The organism is Halomonas sp. RT37, from assembly GCF_040070525.1.
GTDB classification, from domain to species: Bacteria; Pseudomonadota; Gammaproteobacteria; order Pseudomonadales; family Halomonadaceae; genus Halomonas; species Halomonas litopenaei.
The window spans coordinates 1,790,304-1,805,919 of sequence record NZ_CP098827.1; the positions used below are offsets into that span (position 1 = coordinate 1,790,304).

At 65.4% G+C, this 15,616-nt stretch carries 17 protein-coding genes; 16 read left to right on the forward strand and 1 reads right to left on the reverse strand.

Annotated features, from left to right (window positions below; genetic code table 11):
* Window positions 1-314 precede the first annotated feature (314 nt).
* From NFG58_RS07790 to sppA, 4 genes are all read left to right on the forward strand, one after another.
* On the forward strand, window positions 315-1,262 hold the full coding sequence (locus NFG58_RS07790) for an RluA family pseudouridine synthase (RefSeq protein WP_045993400.1): 948 nt from the start codon (window positions 315-317) through the stop codon (window positions 1,260-1,262).
* Window positions 1,263-1,494: 232 nt separating this feature from the next.
* A complete protein-coding gene (locus NFG58_RS07795; protein WP_348827901.1) occupies window positions 1,495-2,721 on the forward strand; it encodes a bifunctional alpha/beta hydrolase/OsmC family protein in 1,227 nt (408 codons plus the stop codon).
* A gap of 158 nt (window positions 2,722-2,879) precedes the next feature.
* Window positions 2,880-3,524 carry an HAD-IA family hydrolase gene (locus NFG58_RS07800; protein WP_108447678.1) on the forward strand — a complete coding sequence of 215 codons (645 nt, stop codon included), beginning with the start codon at window positions 2,880-2,882 and terminating at the stop codon, window positions 3,522-3,524.
* A 68-nt stretch (window positions 3,525-3,592) separates the two neighbouring features.
* Window positions 3,593-4,750: a signal peptide peptidase SppA gene (gene sppA / locus NFG58_RS07805; RefSeq protein WP_348827902.1), complete on the forward strand. Its 1,158-nt coding sequence runs from the start codon at window positions 3,593-3,595 to the stop codon at window positions 4,748-4,750.
* Here the strand turns inward: sppA and NFG58_RS07810 are convergent.
* Window positions 4,738-5,358 carry a nucleoside triphosphate pyrophosphatase gene (locus tag NFG58_RS07810; RefSeq protein ID WP_108132680.1) on the reverse strand — a complete coding sequence of 207 codons (621 nt, stop codon included), beginning with the start codon at window positions 5,356-5,358 and terminating at the stop codon, window positions 4,738-4,740. The genes sppA and NFG58_RS07810 overlap by 13 nt on opposite strands.
* A gap of 150 nt (window positions 5,359-5,508) precedes the next feature.
* On the opposite strand from NFG58_RS07810, the gene NFG58_RS07815 reads away from it, so the two are divergent.
* From NFG58_RS07815 to NFG58_RS07870, 12 genes are all read left to right on the forward strand, one after another.
* Window positions 5,509-6,042, forward strand: coding sequence for a YceD family protein (locus tag NFG58_RS07815; RefSeq protein ID WP_045993405.1), 534 nt, complete (start codon window positions 5,509-5,511; stop codon window positions 6,040-6,042).
* Window positions 6,043-6,067: 25 nt separating this feature from the next.
* Window positions 6,068-6,238: a 50S ribosomal protein L32 gene (gene rpmF, locus NFG58_RS07820; RefSeq protein ID WP_010627954.1), complete on the forward strand. Its 171-nt coding sequence runs from the start codon at window positions 6,068-6,070 to the stop codon at window positions 6,236-6,238.
* Between the two features lie 34 nt (window positions 6,239-6,272).
* Complete coding sequence (plsX, locus tag NFG58_RS07825; protein ID WP_083970469.1) at window positions 6,273-7,346, forward strand: phosphate acyltransferase PlsX; 1,074 nt, start codon at window positions 6,273-6,275, stop codon at window positions 7,344-7,346.
* 9 nt (window positions 7,347-7,355) lie between these two features.
* Window positions 7,356-8,303 carry an ACP S-malonyltransferase gene (gene fabD / locus NFG58_RS07830; RefSeq protein WP_348827903.1) on the forward strand — a complete coding sequence of 316 codons (948 nt, stop codon included), beginning with the start codon at window positions 7,356-7,358 and terminating at the stop codon, window positions 8,301-8,303.
* A 60-nt stretch (window positions 8,304-8,363) separates the two neighbouring features.
* Window positions 8,364-9,107, forward strand: a complete 744-nt coding sequence (gene fabG, locus NFG58_RS07835) for a 3-oxoacyl-ACP reductase FabG (RefSeq protein ID WP_045993432.1) — start codon at window positions 8,364-8,366, stop codon at window positions 9,105-9,107.
* 121 nt (window positions 9,108-9,228) lie between these two features.
* A complete protein-coding gene (gene acpP, locus NFG58_RS07840; RefSeq protein ID WP_021820799.1) occupies window positions 9,229-9,462 on the forward strand; it encodes an acyl carrier protein in 234 nt (77 codons plus the stop codon).
* A gap of 266 nt (window positions 9,463-9,728) precedes the next feature.
* Window positions 9,729-10,967, forward strand: coding sequence for a beta-ketoacyl-ACP synthase II (gene fabF, locus NFG58_RS07845; protein ID WP_045993406.1), 1,239 nt, complete (start codon window positions 9,729-9,731; stop codon window positions 10,965-10,967).
* A gap of 3 nt (window positions 10,968-10,970) precedes the next feature.
* Window positions 10,971-11,789, forward strand: a complete 819-nt coding sequence (gene pabC / locus NFG58_RS07850; protein WP_348827904.1) for an aminodeoxychorismate lyase — start codon at window positions 10,971-10,973, stop codon at window positions 11,787-11,789.
* Window positions 11,790-11,895: 106 nt separating this feature from the next.
* Window positions 11,896-12,900 (forward strand): endolytic transglycosylase MltG, encoded by a 1,005-nt coding sequence (gene mltG, locus NFG58_RS07855; protein ID WP_108132683.1) that lies wholly within the window; start codon window positions 11,896-11,898, stop codon window positions 12,898-12,900.
* A 32-nt stretch (window positions 12,901-12,932) separates the two neighbouring features.
* On the forward strand, window positions 12,933-13,613 hold the full coding sequence (gene tmk / locus NFG58_RS07860; protein WP_108132684.1) for a dTMP kinase: 681 nt from the start codon (window positions 12,933-12,935) through the stop codon (window positions 13,611-13,613).
* Window positions 13,614-13,636: 23 nt separating this feature from the next.
* Window positions 13,637-14,605: a DNA polymerase III subunit delta' gene (locus NFG58_RS07865; RefSeq protein ID WP_045993433.1), complete on the forward strand. Its 969-nt coding sequence runs from the start codon at window positions 13,637-13,639 to the stop codon at window positions 14,603-14,605.
* A gap of 106 nt (window positions 14,606-14,711) precedes the next feature.
* Window positions 14,712-15,548 (forward strand): TatD family hydrolase, encoded by an 837-nt coding sequence (locus tag NFG58_RS07870; RefSeq protein ID WP_108132686.1) that lies wholly within the window; start codon window positions 14,712-14,714, stop codon window positions 15,546-15,548.
* The last annotated feature ends 68 nt before the right edge of the window (window positions 15,549-15,616 follow it).

Consider the following 15,616-nt stretch of genomic DNA (forward strand, 5'->3'; position numbering starts at 1 on the left):
GGCACGGTGTTGTACGTCTCCCGGCGACGGCCCACCCCTTCGGAAAGGTATCCAGCTGGGGTGGGGCGCGCCGGGCTCGGTGTTGTCACTTGACATCGGCGGCGGGACCTCTGTGGGTCGTCGCGGCCTCTGTGGCAAACGCTGTGTCAGTCACGTTTCGCTCGGGCCTGCGTGTCTAGTCGTGCAGGCGCTTGCAGGGGTCAATCGGACCCGGGGAGCGAACAAGCAATATAACAGCAATGCCAGGGGTCAGCAATTGGCGACAAGCTGCGCTAGAATGGCGCTTTATTGCGGGTTTCGAGTGGGGTGACAGCGTGGCCGAAGGGCGTGAAGTGCAGTGGGTGGAAGTGACCGAAGGCCAGGTCGGCCAGCGCGTCGACAATTTTCTGATGAGTCGCCTCAAGGGCGCCCCCCGTTCGCTGGTGTATCGCATCGTGCGCAAGGGTGAGGTGCGCGTGAACAAGAAGCGGGTAAAGGCGGATACCCGTCTGGCGCTTGGCGATCTGGTGCGTATTCCCCCGCTCAAGCTGGCACCGCAGGAGGCAGTGCGCGAGGTCAGCGATAATCTGCGTAATCTGCTGGCCGGCAGCGTGCTGCTGGAAGGGCCTGACTGGATGGTCTTGAACAAGCCGTCGGGACTGGCGGTGCACGGCGGCAGTGGTGTCAAGATCGGACTGATCGAGGCGCTGCGGCAGGTGCGCGAGGACCTGGACTTCCTGGAGCTGGTGCATCGGCTGGATCGGGATACTTCAGGGTGTCTGCTGCTGGCCAAGTCCCGGCCGGCGCTGCTTGCGCTGAATCAGTCGCTCAAGCAGCACAAGATGAACAAGCAGTATCTGGCGCTGGTGGCAGGCCGCTGGCCAGCCCGTCGGGATTTCGTCAGTGCCCGCCTGGATCGCTACGATGCCGGCAACGGCGAGCGTCGAGTCAGGGTCGATCCGCAGGGCAAGGTGGCTCGGACCCGCTTTGGTGTGCGTGAGACCTTTGCCGGTGCAACCCTGGTGGAGGCGGAGCCGATCACCGGGCGTACCCATCAGATTCGCGTCCACGCTGCCCACGCCGGACACGTGCTGTTGGGCGACGACAAGTACGGTACCCGAGAGGGCGCTCGCCTCGGTCGCGAACTGGGGCTGGATCGCCTGTTTCTGCATGCTGCCTCGCTGACCTTCCCCGAGCCGACCAGTCAGCGGCCGGTGCAGATTCGCGCTCCCCTCGACGATGCCCTGGAAACTGTGCTCGACAAGGCTCGGCGGCGACAGTGAAAGACGTCGCCTGCGGCCTTGCCTGGTGCCGGCCTTGTGGCAAGAAAGACTGAAATTACAGTGCGCTAAATGAGCAAGTGTGGGTGAAACGCTGTGTCTGGCGGACGTGGTGAGCCCGCGCCGGGCAGGCGAGCCAGGTTGCCAAACGATCGTCCTCGGCCAAGGATTCAGGTAAGGCATCGGCGGTTTGTGCCGGCGATGCGCCCATGAGTCTTCGGAGGGTAGGACGGTCATGCGTGTCATCAGCGAAAGAGAACAGTTTCCCGGTCACGACGGCAACCAGCTGGTGGCGAGGTTCGACCGGCCGGAGGTGGGTGAGCCCCAGGCGGTGGCGATCTTCGCCCATTGCTTTACCTGTACCAAGGATATCCTCGCCGCCAAGCGTATCGCAGCACGACTGGTGTCGCGGGGCGTGGCGGTATTGCGCTTTGATTTCACCGGTCTTGGTCATTCCGAGGGTGAGTTCGCCAATACCCATTTCAGCTCCAACGTGGATGACCTGGTGGCCGCCGCCAAGCATCTCGAGGGGCGTGGGCTGTCACCGTCTCTGCTGGTCGGTCATTCGCTGGGCGGTGCGGCGGTGATCGCCGCCGCCGAGCGACTGCCCGGGGTCAAGGCGGTGGCCACCGTCGGGGCGCCTTACGACCCGGCTCATGTGGTGCACAATTTCGGCTCGAACCTCGACGTCATCGAACGCGAAGGGGAGGCTGAGCTGGTCCTGGCAGGCCGTCCCTTTACCATCCGCAAGGCCTTTATCGAGGATCTCCAGAGTCAGCGTCAGCACGAGCGCATCGAGAACCTGGGGCGTCCGCTGCTGGTGCTGCACGCGCCCAACGACGAAACGGTGGAGATCGAAAACGCCTCGGCCATCTTCACCGCCGCCCGTCATCCCAGAAGCTTTGTTTCGCTGGATGACGCCGATCATCTGCTGACCCGGCCCCAGGACGCCGAGTACGCCGCCGAGGTCATCGTCGGCTGGGCGTCGCGCTATCTGGGCCTGGAAGCGCCGAAGCCCCCCGCGGGAGCGCCTGAAGGCGTCACCCGAGTATCCGAAGCCGATTCTGCAGGCTTTCGTCAGGACGTGGTCGCGGGTGCGCACCACCTGCTGGCCGACGAGCCGCTTTCCTACGGTGGGACCAATCTCGGTTTTACGCCGTACCAGTTGCTGGCGGCGGCGCTCGGCTCCTGCACGGCGATGACCGTGCGCAGCTACGCCAGGCGCAAGAAGCTTCCGCTCGATGATGTCACCGTGGACGTCTCCCATGACAAGATTCACGCCAAGGATTGTGGCGAGTGCGAGGCGACCAGTGGCAAAATCGACCACTTCGAACGTGTCCTTTTCCTGACGGGGGATCTCGACCAGGAGGCCCGCGACAAGCTTTTGGCCATCGCTGACCTGTGTCCGGTGCATCTGACGCTGGAGGGCAAGGCCAGGGTGGTGACTCGGCTGGCCGACTAGCCCTGGCGGGCGCATGCCGCTGTCACTGCTAGTCGTGGCGTCTGGTTCTCTGGGGCTGCGCTGAGCAGGTCTGCGTGCTTGAGTGACCCATCATCGGGGAAGAGGCATTTATCCATGGGCGATGGCGTGGACGCCGTCGTCTCTCGAGGAGTTGTCTCTTGCGCTATGACCTGACCATCTTTGACTGGGATGGCACCCTGATGGATTCCATCGCCCGGATCGTATCCTGCATGCAGGCGGCTGGCCGCGAGGCCGAGTGGGGCGAGCTGGGGGAGGGCGAGATTCGCGATATCATCGGTCTCGGCCTGCCGGAAGCCATCGCCACACTGTGTCCGGGTATCCAGCCGGAGCAGGCCGAGCGTTTGAAGGCACGCTATGCCTGGCACTTCGTCGAGGGTGATGCCACCCCGGTCACCTTCTATCCCGGCGTCGAGGCGGGTCTGGCCTCGCTATCCTCGACCTCGGCGCTGGCCGTGGCCACCGGCAAGAGCCGTCGCGGGCTCGATCGTATCTTCCGCCAGAGCGACACCGGTCGCTTCTTTCGTGCCAGTCGCACCGCCGACGAGACGCGTTCGAAGCCGGATCCCCTGATGCTGGTCGAGCTGCTCGAAGAGTGCGGCGTCGACGCCTCCCGCGCCGTCATGATCGGCGATACCGAGTACGATATGGAAATGGCGCGTGCCATCGGCATGCCGCGCATCGCTGTCTCGTATGGTGTGCACGATGTGCAGCGGCTGTCGCGCAGTGAGCCGCTGCTGGTGGCGGATCGCTTCGATCAGGTGCTGGATCACCTGGCTGGCTGAATCGCGTCGATCGTCTGGCAAATCGTTTTTTATTCCTGGTTGTCGCCAGGCTTGCAAGGAGTGGTGGGATGTCGGATACCCCCAAGGATGACCCCTGGACCCAGGGGGAGATGTCGTCTTCCAGCGCTAAGGGAGCGGCTACGGCAGCCGGCGGCAGCGGGCCGGCTGAATCGTCCGGCGGCAGCGGGCCGGCTGAGCACGGCGGCAGCGGGCCGGCTGAACCCGGCGGCAGCGGGCCGGCTGAATCGTCCGGCGACAGCGCCGAAGTATTGCGGGAGCGCCAGCGCCTTGCCCAGATCGAGAGCATGGACCGCTGGATCCAGAGCGTACTGGTCGAGCAGCGGCGCAGTCGGCGCTGGAAGCTGTTCTTTCGTTTCGCCTGGCTGGCGCTGCTGCTGGGAGTGGCGGCGCTGGTGGGCTTTGCACTGCTGATGGTGCCTGGCGATGAGCGAGAGCAGGCCAGGCATCTTGGGGTGGTCAAGGTCGACGGTGTGATCGATAGCGAGTCGCCGGCCAATGCCGAGCGCCTGATCGAAGGTATCGAAGCCGCCTGGGAGTCGCCCAGCAGCGCCGCGGTGGTATTGCATATCAACAGTCCGGGCGGCAGTCCGGTGCAGTCCCAGCGGGTCTACAAGGCGGTGATGGCCCTGCGCGAGCGCGGCGACAAGCCGATCGTCGCGGTGGTCGAGGACCTGGGGGCCAGCGGCGCCTATTACATGGCGTCTGCGGCGGACGAGATTGTCGCTGCGCCGTCCAGTCTGGTCGGCTCTATCGGCGTCATCTACGCCGGCTTCGGGCTGGAGGGGGCCATCGATGACCTGGGTGTGGAGCGGCGCGTCTTCACCGCAGGCGACAACAAGGCCTTTCTCGATCCCTTCTCCGAGATGCGTCCCGAACAGCAGGCGTTCTGGCAAGAGGTGCTGGATACGACCCATCAGCAGTTCATCGATGCGGTCAAGGCAGGGCGCGGTGATCGTCTGGCCGATGATCCCCGGATCTTCAGCGGCCTGATCTGGACCGGAGAGCAGGCGCTGGAGCTGGGCCTGGTGGATCGCCTGGGTACCCTGGACGAAGAGGCCCATGAATGGCTCGACCAGCCACGAATCAAGGACTACACCCCATCCCAGGACCCCTTCGACCGCCTGGCTCGGCGCTTCGGTGTGGGCGTGGCCCAGTGGATGGGGCTGCCGCAGGCGTCATCGCCGGTGCGTTATCAGTTGCCCTGATCGCCGTTCGCGACATCGGTGGCGGATGCCGCCAGGGGGTCGGCGCCAGCCTCGCGCAGCCACCGGCACAGCAGAATCAGAGGGAGGCCGATCAGACTGTTCGGGTCGTCACCCTCCAGGCGCTCGAACAGGGTGATGCCGAGACCCTCCATGCGAAAGCTGCCAGCGCACTGAAGCGGCTGCTCGCGGGCGACGTAGGTGCTGATCTCGGTGTCGGTGAGACGGCGAAAGACCACGTCATAGTGCTGGTAGCCGACCCAATGGCGATGCTCGGCGGTGTCGAGCAGCGCCAGTCCGGTGACAAAACGCACCCGTTGCCCCGAGAAGGCTCGCAGTTGTGCGCAGGCGCGCTCCTGGGTGTGGGGCTTGCCCAGGATCTGGTCGTCGAACAGGGCTACCTGGTCGGAGCCGATGATCAGGTGGCGCGAGTAGGCGTCGGCCAGCGCTTCGGCCTTGGTCAGCGACAGCCGCTGCACCAATGATGTGGGCGTCTCGTCCGTGCCGCGGGTCTCGTCGATGTCCGGGCTCGCCCAGGAGAAGGGCAGGCCCAGCCGTTCAAGCAGTTCGCGGCGCCAGGGTGAGCTGGAGGCAAGCACCAGTGGGGTCATGCGTCCTTCCTTGCAATGTGTGGAGTCGTGTCGGGGAGGCCCGCTATGGGCAGGTTGTGCTCGTCGGGTTCGAGCGGATCCCGGGACATGGTAACCTATTGAGCACAGGGCTTTGACAGGGGCGGAACGAGTGCCTATCATTGCGCGCCTATGTTGACCTCACGATTGCCCGGCCGGGTCGAGCCCTACAAGCTCGCCGCCCAAGCCGAACACCTCGAAGGCCTGGTGGCGCTGGCCGACATGAGCCGCCTGACCGAAGAGGTCGGCGCTCAACAGGGCGATGCCAGCGCCTGGCTGGAATTCGCCATCGACGCTCAGGGGCGTCGGGTGATCCGGGGGCGCCTGGAGGCCGATCTGCAGCTGCCGTGTCGCCGCTGCCTCGAGCCCATGGCCCAACATGTCACGAGCGACTTCCTGCTCGGGCTCGTCAGCAGTGACGACCTGGCCGCCGATCTGCCGAGCACCCATGAACCGGTGCTGGTGGAGAATGAACAGCTGGACCTGCTGGGCGTGGTCGAGGATGAGCTTATCCTCAGTCTGCCCCAGGTGGTCTACCACGACGAGTCAGAGTGTCCTGTCTCGCGCGACCAGCTGAGCAGCGGGGCGGATGCCGAAGTCTCGGAAGCGCCCTCTGGCAGTCCCTTTGACGTGCTCAAGCGCCTCAAGGGCAACACCGATACCTGATCGATTTTTTGTGGAGTGATTTCCCATGGCAGTTCAGCAGAACCGTAAGACCCGTTCCAAGCGCGGCATGCGTCGTAGCCACGACGCCCTGAGTGCACCGACCCTGTCCCAGGACAAGGAGACCGGCACCACTCACCTGCGTCACCACGTCTCCCCGGACGGTTTCTATCGCGGTCGCAAGGTCGTCGACGTATAAGTTGACGACGCCTCGATAGCGCCTGGCCGCCGGGATGCGGATTGCCGTAGATGCCATGGGCGGGGACAAGGGTCCCCGCGCCACCGTGGCGGGGGCGGCCAGGGCAGTCATCGAGGACCCGCAGCTCGACATTCAGCTGTTTGGCCCTGCGGGCCTGCTGGATGACGAGATTTCACGCCTGCCGCGGCCTCTGGCCGCGGCGGCGTCGCATCTGCACCTGTGTGACGCACCCGATATCATCCCCGCCGATATGCGCGCCTCTCAGGCGCTGCGCCGAGGTCATGCTTCAAGCATGGCTCGCATGCTTGACTGTGTGGCGGCGGGTGAGGCCGATGTCGGCGTCAGTTCCGGCAATACTGGCGCCTTGATGGCGCTGTCGCGCCGCGCCCTTGGCATGGTTCCGGGCGTGCCGCGCCCGGCCATCAGTACCGCGATTCCGACGCGAGGCGACGGACGCTGCTATTTGCTTGATCTGGGTGCCAATGTGGATGTGTCGGCGGAGCGCCTGGTGGACTTCGCCCTGATGGGCGATATCATGGCGCGCCACGTCGACGGTCTGGCGGCTCCGCGGATTGCCCTGCTCAACGTTGGGGTGGAGTCGACCAAAGGCTCCTTGGCGGTACAGCAGGCCGATGCGGCACTGCGCCAGGTGGCCGGGATCGACTATCTTGGCTTTATCGAGGGCGATGGCGTGTTTGCCGGTCAGGCGGACGTCGTGGTCTGTGACGGCTTTGTCGGCAATGTGCTGCTCAAGGCCAGCGAGGGCCTGGCCAAGATGCTGGTCGGTCGCGTCCAGGCGACCTTCGAGGCGCACTGGGGGAGTCGGCTGGTGGGGATGCTGGCCCGTCCAGCGCTCAGACGATTGAAGAGTGAACTGGATCCGGTTCGCTACAACGGCGCCAGCCTGCTGGGGCTGGCGGGTATTGTGATAAAGAGTCATGGCAGCTGTGACGCTCAGGGTTTTTACTACGCCCTGAAGCGCGCCTCCCAGGAGGTCAGCCGTGACTTGCCGAGCCGGCTGGAGGCCGAGCTCGACCATCGTCGTCCATCTTCCGGTCCCTTGTCAGGGGGCAGTGTGGATATGGATGATGGCCAACAAGAGCTATAGGTGATCAAGATGACTCAACCGCTTGCCCTTATCTTCCCTGGGCAGGGGTCGCAACAGGTCGGCATGCTGCGCGATCTGGCCGAACGCTACAGCGTGGTGAGGACGACCTTCGAGGAGGCCTCGGAGGCGCTGGGTTACGACCTGTGGCAGGTGGTCCAGGAAGGTCCTGCGGAGGCGCTCAATGCCACCGCCTGCACCCAGCCGGCACTGTTGGCCTCCAGCGTGGCGATCTGGCGCGTGTGGCAGGAACTCGAGGGCCCGCGCCCCGGTGCCATGGCCGGCCATAGTCTCGGCGAATACAGCGCCATGGTGTGCGCCGGCGCGCTTTCCTTTGCGGAAGGGGTTCGTCTGGTTCGCCTGCGCGGCGAAGCCATGCAGCAGGCCGTGCCGGCCGGGCAGGGCGCCATGGCAGCGATTCTCGGTCTGGACGACGCGGACGTCGAGCAGGCCTGCGCCAAGGCGGCCGACGGGGACGTGGTCTCTGCTGTCAACTACAATGCTCCCGGGCAGGTGGTGATCGCCGGCAGCAAGGCCGCCGTGGATCGTGCCATCGCCGCCTGTCAGGAGGCCGGGGCCAAGCGCGCGATGCCGTTGCCGGTATCGGTGCCTTCCCACTGTGACCTGATGCGGCCGGCCGCCGAGCGGCTGGAGCAGGCGCTTGGTGATATCGAGCTCAAGGCGCCGCGCTATACCGTGGTGCAGAACGTCGATGCCCAGGCCCATGCCGATGTGGCCACCCTGCGCACTCGCCTGATCGAGCAGCTCTACCAGCCGGTGCGTTGGGTCTCCTGCGTCGAGAAGATGGTCGACGGCGGTGCCGAGGTGTTCATCGAGTGCGGGCCCGGCAAGGTCCTCACCGGCCTCAACAAGCGTATTGCCCGGGGCAGTCGCGGACTGGCGGTGAATGATCCCGACAGTCTCAGTGCAGCCCTTGAGCTGGCTCGCGAGATCAACTGATCGAAAGCCTCCTGGCCCGGCGCTGTGCCGGGCGACAACGACGAAGCAATGGAAGTGACCATGACAACCGAGCCTAGAGTCGCCCTGATTACCGGGGCCAGCCGCGGTATCGGCCGTGCCATCGCCCACGAGCTGGGGCGGCAGGGTCGCATCGTGATCGGCACCGCCACCACCGATGCCGGTGCCGACCGCATCGATGCGGACCTCAAGGAGCAGGGGTTTCAGGGCGCAGGGCGCCGCCTAGATGTCACCGATCCGACCAGCGTCGAAGCACTGCTGAAGTCGATCAATGACGAGTTTGGTGCGCCGACCATCCTGGTCAACAATGCCGGTATCACCCGTGACAATCTGCTGATGCGAATGAAGGAAGATGAGTGGGATGGTGTGCTCGACGCCAACCTCAAGTCGGTCTTTCGCCTCAGCAAGGCGTGCCTGCGTGGCATGAGCAAGGCCCGTTGGGGCCGTATCGTATCCGTCAGTTCGGTGGTCGCCACCATGGGCAACGCCGGCCAAAGCAACTATGCTGCCGCCAAGGCGGGCATGGAAGGCTTCACCCGGGCGCTGGCGCGCGAGGTGGCCTCCCGTGCCATCACCGTCAACGCCGTGGCGCCTGGCTTTATTGCCACCGACATGACCCAGGCGCTGTCCGAGGATCAGCAGACGATGCTCAAGGGGCAGGTGCCTCTGGCGCGTCTGGGGCAGCCCGAGGAAATCGCCGCGGCGGTCGGGTTCTTGACCAGCGATAGCGCAGCCTATATCACTGGCGAAACCCTGCACGTCAATGGCGGGATGAACATGCGCTGAATGCGCTTCCTGCGTGTGTTGCGTCGACCCGAAGGGGTCTATAAACTACCCCGCAGTTTACTTGCGGAATTAACCAGCTGGTCATCAGAACGGCTAACGTGAACGACTGGAGTATGTCTAAATGAGCACCATCGAAGAGCGCGTGAAGAAAGTTGTGGCAGAGCGCCTGAACGTCAAGGAAGAAGATATTCAGAACTCCTCTTCCTTCACCGAGGACCTGGGCGCTGATTCCCTGGACACCGTTGAGCTGGTGATGGCGCTGGAAGAGGAATTCGATACCGAAATTCCTGATGAAGAAGCCGAGAAGATTACCACCGTTCAGGAAGCGATCGACTACGTCAACGCCAACCAGTAAGACCGGCTCGGTGTTCCGAGTCAGTCTGCCGGTGGCGGCGATGGCCGCTTGCTGAAAGGCGGGGATGCAATCCCCGCGGAAGCCGTCCTGGTTCGCCAGGGCGGCTTTTGCGTGTCCAGGCCTCGAAGGCAGGGTCCTGTGCCAGCGTTCCCGGTAAAGCCTCGGCGCCGGGGGGAGCACAGCGGCCTGTGTCTCGGGTATAATGCGCGCAACCGACGGTCCTCCACAGTTGGGCCGTAACTTTTTGGATGTCTGGAGGAAAGCTGATGTCTCGTAGAAGGGTAGTGGTGACGGGCCTCGGCCTGGTCACACCGGTGGGCAACACCGTCAAGGAAAGCTGGGACAGCATCCTGGCCGGCAAGAGCGGTGTGGCGCCCATCGAGCACTTCGATGTCAGCGGCTTCAACACGCGCTTCGGCGGTTCGGTGAAGGATTTTGATATCAGCCCCTACCTGAACCCCAAGGATGCCAGGAAGATGGACCTGTTCATCCAGTACGGTATCGCCGCGGGGGCTCAGGCCATCGAGGACGCCGGTATCGAGTGCACCGAGGAAAATGCCGATCGCATCGGCGTGGCCATCGGCTCGGGGATCGGTGGGCTGCCGATGATCGAGCACAACCACAACGCACTCAACAAGAGCGGCGCCCGGCGTATCTCGCCGTTCTTCGTGCCCGGCTCCATCATCAACATGATCTCGGGCAATCTGGCGATTCAGCACGGCTTCCGTGGTCCCAATATCGCCATCACCACCGCCTGCACCACCGGCACCCACAATATCGGCTACAGCGCCCGTACCATCGCATACGGCGACGCCGACGTGATGGTCTGTGGCGGTGCCGAGATGGCGACCACACCGCTGGGGCTGGGCGGCTTCTCCGCCGCGCGGGCGCTGTCCACCCGCAATGACGATCCCCAGGCGGCCAGCCGCCCCTGGGACAAGGATCGCGACGGCTTCGTGCTGTCCGACGGCGCCGGCGTGGTGGTGCTGGAAGAGTACGAACACGCCAAGGCACGTGGGGCGACCATCTACGCCGAGCTGATCGGTTTCGGCATGAGCGATGATGCCTACCACATGACCCTGCCGCCGGAAGACGGTCGCGGCGCGGCGGCCTCCATGGCCAACGCGATCAAGGACGCCGGCATCGACGCCAGCGAGATCGATTACATCAACGCCCACGGCACCTCGACCGCCGCCGGCGACCTGGCCGAGAGCCGCGCGGTGGAGAAGGTCATGGGCAGCGCCGCCCAAAGCGTCGCGGTCAGCTCCACCAAGTCGATGATCGGCCACCTGCTCGGCGCCGCCGGTGCGGTGGAGGCGGTCTTCAGCATCCTGGCGATTCGTGATCAGGCGCTGCCGCCCACCATCAACCTGGACAATCCCCAGGAAGGGTGCGTGCTCGACTACGTGCCGCATACCGCCCGCGATGCCAAGGTCGACGTGACCCTGTCCAACTCCTTCGGCTTCGGCGGCACCAATGGCACCCTGGTGTTCAAGAAGGCCTGATGGATGAATAGGCCGTCCGAGCCGACATTGCCCCTGAGTGATCGGGGGCTGGCCTACGGCGATGGCCTGTTCGAGACGGTGCTGGTGCGCGACGGCACGCCGCTGTTGTGGTCTGAGCACCTGGCACGACTGCTGAAGGGCTGCCGGGTGCTCGACCTGCCCCCGCCCCGTACAGAGGCCCTGGCATCCGCCCTCGCTGGCGCGGGGCCGGGGCTTGGTGTGCTCAAGCTGGTCTACACCCGGGGCAGCGGTGGACGGGGCTACGCGCCGCCGGCGTCCTCAGACCCCAGGCTTGAGGCGATATGGTCGAGCTTCGCACCCGATCAACAGCGTTGGGCAGCCGGGGTCAGGGTGCGTCGCTGCCGCCTGCGCCTGGCACGCCAGCCCGTGCTGGCCGGGATCAAGCATCTGGCCCGTCTCGAGAACGTGCTGGCACGATCCGAGTGGCGGGGCCCCGCTATCGCCGAGGGGCTTCTCGAGGATGATCGAGGCCAGCTTGTCGAAGCCACCGCCATGAACGTGTTCTTTCTCGCCCGGGGCGCCGAACAGGTATCGACCCCGCCGCTGGATCAGTGTGGCGTGGCAGGTACCCTGCGAGCCGCCTTGCTGGAACAGGGCGCGGTGGTGGAGGCGCCGTTGCTGGCCGACGAGCTTTCGTCCTGCGAGGCTGTATGGCTTGGCAACAGCGTCCAGGGCGTGTGGCCCGTCGCGCGACTCGACGACAGCGAAGGGCAGCCCCAGCATGGCTGGGAGCTGAATGATGTCCATCGCGCCTTTCAGCACCGAGCCCACCGCCTGCTGGGGTATGCCGGGGCCGACTGAGTCACCCGGGCGCTTCCAGCCGGGGTGCCTGCATCCGCTTTGCCGTACTATTCTGACCGCTTCAGACAAGCGCCGTGCGCCGGCGCGACCAGACTAAGGAACTTCCATGCGCACCGCGCTCAAGGTCTTGCTCACTCTTGTCGTCATTGCCGCTATTGGCGGCTACGGCGCTTATCACTATTGGCAGACGCGTCTGCAGGCCCCGATCACCCTCGATGAACCGATGCTCTACGAGGTGCCGCCCGGGGCCGGTTTCAATCGGGTGGTGGATGATCTCGAGGCCCAGGGTGTGCTGGCCGACGCCTGGGCCTTCAAGCTGTTGACGCGAGTGGAGCCTGATCGTGTGCCGTCGCTGAAGGTCGGCGAGTACTCGCTGGAGCCAGGCATGAGTGGCATGCAGGTACTCGATAAGCTCGCCAGCGCCGAGGTGGTCACCTACAGCGTGACCATTCCCGAAGGCTGGACCTTCCAGCAGATGCGTGCGGCCCTGGCCGAGGCCGAGAAGCTGGCCCACGCCAGTGCCGAGATGAGCGACGACGAGATCATGACGGCGCTGGGGCACGAGGGCGAGCATCCGGAAGGACGCTTCTTCCCCGATACCTACACCTACCACAAGGGGGTGGAGGATCTGGAGATTCTGCGCCAGGCCAATCAGAGCATGGAAGCCCTGCTTGAGGAAGTGTGGGCCGATCGCGCCGAGGATCTGCCCATCGATACGCCGTATGAGGCGCTGATCATGGCCTCGCTGATCGAGCGTGAGACCGGCGCCCCCGAAGAGCGGCGTCAGATTGCCGGGGTGTTCAAGCGCCGCCTGGAGCGTGGCATGCGGCTGCAGACCGATCCAACGGTGATCTACGGCATGGGCGATCGCTTCGAGGGCAATATCACTCGGGCCGACCTGCGCGAAGCCACCCCCTACAACACCTACGTGATCGATGGCCTGCCGCCGACCCCGATCGCATTGCCGGGGCGGGCTGCACTGGAGGCCGCCGTCGACCCGCAGGAGGGCGACACCCTGTACTTCGTCGCCAAGGGAGATGGCACCCACCACTTCTCCCGCACGCTGCGTGAGCACAATAACGCCGTCAATCGTTATATTCGGCGCCGTTGACGCGGACGTCTCCCGAACCAGGAGTGGTATCCATGACGCAGACACAACCGGCCGAGCCCACCTCCGGCGCGCGCGGGCGCTTCATTACCCTGGAGGGCGGAGAAGGCGTCGGCAAGTCCACCAACCTGGCCTTCGTGGTCGACGCCCTCGAGGCGCGTGGCATCGAGGTGGTACAGACCCGCGAGCCCGGCGGGACGCCTCGGGCCGAGGCCATTCGCGAACTGCTGCTGGCGTCCAGCGACGAGCCGCTGGACAGTGACGCCGAGCTGCTGCTGGTGTTCGCGGCACGGGCCCAGCATCTTGCTCAGCGCATTCGCCCGGCCCTGGAGCGCGGCGCCTGGGTGGTCAGCGACCGCTTCACCGATGCCACCTTTGCCTACCAGGGTGGCGGTCGAGGCCTGCCGTTCGAGCGCATCGTCCAGCTCGAACGTCTGGTCCAGGGAGAACTGACGCCGGATCTGACGCTGTTGCTGGACATGCCGCTGGACGCGGCGGAGCGTCGCCTGGCGGGTCGTCTGGACCGCACCGGCACGCGCAAGGATCGCTTCGAGCAGGAGCGCCGCGACTTTTTCGAGCGGGTGCGCCTGGCCTACCTGGCCCGGGCCGAGCAGGCACCGCAGCGGATGGTCAGGATCGACGCTGACGCCAGCCTCGAAGAGGTGCAGCGGCGGATCACGCGGGTACTGGACGAGCGGGTGGCGCAATGGACGTGAGTAGTAGCGTCGCCCAGCCGCCGATGCCCTGGCTGGCGCCGCGCTGGCACGAACTGGTGCGGCTGATGGACGCCGGTCGTCTGCCCCATGCCGTGCTGCTGTCGGGCCCCCGCGGGCTCGGCAAGCAGTCCCTGGCCGAGGCACTGATTGCCCGCGCCCTGTGTGCCCGCCCAGGCGAGACCGCCTGCGGTGAGTGCCACAGTTGCCATATGCTGGCCTCGGGCTACCATCCTGACCTGCTTCGGGTGGCGCCGGAGGAGGGCAAGCGGATGATTCGCATCGACCCGATCCGTCAGGTCAATGGCTTCGTCTCCCAGACCGCTCAGCAGGGTGGGCACCGGGTCATCGAGATCCGTCCTGCCGAGGCGATGAACGTGGCCGCGTCCAACGCCCTGCTGAAGAGCCTGGAGGAGCCGGGGCAGGACACCCTGTTCGTGCTGGTCTCCGACATGCCGTCCCACCTGCTGCCGACGATCCGTTCGCGCTGCCAGCAGTGGACGCTCAAGCCGCCGGAACTCGAAGACTGCCTGGACTGGCTGTCGAAGGAACTCGGTTCCGAGGACGAAGCACGCTTCTGGTTTCGAGCCGCCGGTGGGTTGCCGCTGGCAGCGCGACAGCTGGCCGAGCCGGGCTCGCGGGCGCTGCGTCAACAGCTGCACGAGACCTTCGACGCCCTGGTACGTGGCGCCGAACCGGTGGCCGAGGCGGCCCGGCTGGACCGCCAGGCCATCGATGCCATCCTGTGGTACGGTATCGCCTGGCTGGAGGATCTGATTCGCCTGGGCCTTTCCGGCGAGCCTGAAGGCCTCAGAAACCCCGACCTGGCACCGCTCTATCGCCAGGCGGTGAAAAATGGCCGGGTGCGCGACTGGTTCCGCCTGCTCGACTACGCCCGTGAGCAGCGTCGGTTGCTCAGTGAAGGCGGCAATCCCAACCCGCAACTGGTGCTCGAGGCCTGGCTGGTCCGCTGGGCGGCCCTGTTGCGTTCCTGAGCGACGTCGTGTGCCCAGACGTCCTCCCCGGAGGCTCGCTGGCGTCTCTGATCATCGTCGCCGGTATTCGTCCCTGACATCCGTATTCAAGCCCCGAGAGATCTTCATGTTCGTCGATTCCCACTGCCATCTCGATCGCCTTTCTCCTGATACCCATGGCGGCGATCTGTCGCGGGCCCTGGACGCCGCCCGCGAGCGCGGCGTCCAGCAGTTCCTGGCCATCAGCGTGACCCTCGACGGCGTACCCGAACTGGCCGCAATTCGCCAGGCCCACGACGATGTGGTGATCTCCGCCGGGGTGCATCCGCTGCATCAGGTGGAGCACGAACCCGGCGTTGCCGAGATTGTCGCCTGCGCCAAGGAGCATGGCGCCGTGGCCATCGGTGAATCGGGACTGGACTATCATTACGACAGCGTTCCCGCCGAGGTGCAGCACGAGCGTTTCGCTCGCCATCTGCAGGCCGCCACCGAGCTGTCGCTGCCGATCGTGGTGCATACCCGGGAAGCGAGGGAGGACACGCTCTCGCTGATTCGTCAGTACAGCGATCCCGAGGTCGGCGGGGTACTTCACTGCTTCACCGAGGACCTCGAGATGGCGCGGGATGCGGTGCGCCTGGGCTTTTATATCTCCTTGTCGGGGATCGTCACCTTTCGCACCGCCGAGTCGCTGCGCGAGGTGGCCAGAAAAGTACCGCTGGATCGTCTGCTGATCGAGACCGACAGCCCCTATCTGGCGCCGGTGCCGCACCGTGGCAAGCCCAACGAGCCGGCCTGGGTGGTCGACGTGGCCCAGTGCATCGCCGACGAGCGAGGAATCAGCGTGGAAGAGGTGGCGATGCAGACCACCGCCAACTTCTACCGGCTGTTTCCCAAGGCCCAGCCTGCCGCCCCGGAGGACCTCAAGCAGGCCCTTCGCGACGCGGGCTTTGTGGACCAGGGCTAAGCGGGCGTTGTGGACCAGGGCGAAGCAGGCTTTGTTGTGAACAGGGCCCATGGCCCCGGTCGGCACGG

What these genes read in the sequence shown, in the direction of transcription:
- tmk (WP_108132684.1), top strand. Translation starts at nt 12,933, where the DNA reads ATGACGCAGACACAACCGGCCGAGCCCACCTCCGGCGCGCGCGGGCGC.
- fabG (WP_045993432.1), top strand. Translation starts at nt 8,364, where the DNA reads ATGACAACCGAGCCTAGAGTCGCCCTGATTACCGGGGCCAGCCGCGGT.
- mltG (WP_108132683.1), top strand. Translation starts at nt 11,896, where the DNA reads ATGCGCACCGCGCTCAAGGTCTTGCTCACTCTTGTCGTCATTGCCGCT.
- acpP (WP_021820799.1), top strand. Translation starts at nt 9,229, where the DNA reads ATGAGCACCATCGAAGAGCGCGTGAAGAAAGTTGTGGCAGAGCGCCTG.
- NFG58_RS07795 (WP_348827901.1), top strand. Translation starts at nt 1,495, where the DNA reads ATGCGTGTCATCAGCGAAAGAGAACAGTTTCCCGGTCACGACGGCAAC.
- fabF (WP_045993406.1), top strand. Translation starts at nt 9,729, where the DNA reads ATGTCTCGTAGAAGGGTAGTGGTGACGGGCCTCGGCCTGGTCACACCG.
- plsX (WP_083970469.1), top strand. Translation starts at nt 6,273, where the DNA reads ATGCGGATTGCCGTAGATGCCATGGGCGGGGACAAGGGTCCCCGCGCC.
- NFG58_RS07870 (WP_108132686.1), top strand. Translation starts at nt 14,712, where the DNA reads ATGTTCGTCGATTCCCACTGCCATCTCGATCGCCTTTCTCCTGATACC.
- rpmF (WP_010627954.1), top strand. Translation starts at nt 6,068, where the DNA reads ATGGCAGTTCAGCAGAACCGTAAGACCCGTTCCAAGCGCGGCATGCGT.
- pabC (WP_348827904.1), top strand. Translation starts at nt 10,971, where the DNA reads ATGAATAGGCCGTCCGAGCCGACATTGCCCCTGAGTGATCGGGGGCTG.
- NFG58_RS07865 (WP_045993433.1), top strand. Translation starts at nt 13,637, where the DNA reads ATGCCCTGGCTGGCGCCGCGCTGGCACGAACTGGTGCGGCTGATGGAC.
- fabD (WP_348827903.1), top strand. Translation starts at nt 7,356, where the DNA reads ATGACTCAACCGCTTGCCCTTATCTTCCCTGGGCAGGGGTCGCAACAG.
- sppA (WP_348827902.1), top strand. Translation starts at nt 3,593, where the DNA reads ATGTCGGATACCCCCAAGGATGACCCCTGGACCCAGGGGGAGATGTCG.
- NFG58_RS07810 (WP_108132680.1), bottom strand. Translation starts at nt 5,358, where the DNA reads ATGACCCCACTGGTGCTTGCCTCCAGCTCACCCTGGCGCCGCGAACTG.
- NFG58_RS07815 (WP_045993405.1), top strand. Translation starts at nt 5,509, where the DNA reads ATGTTGACCTCACGATTGCCCGGCCGGGTCGAGCCCTACAAGCTCGCC.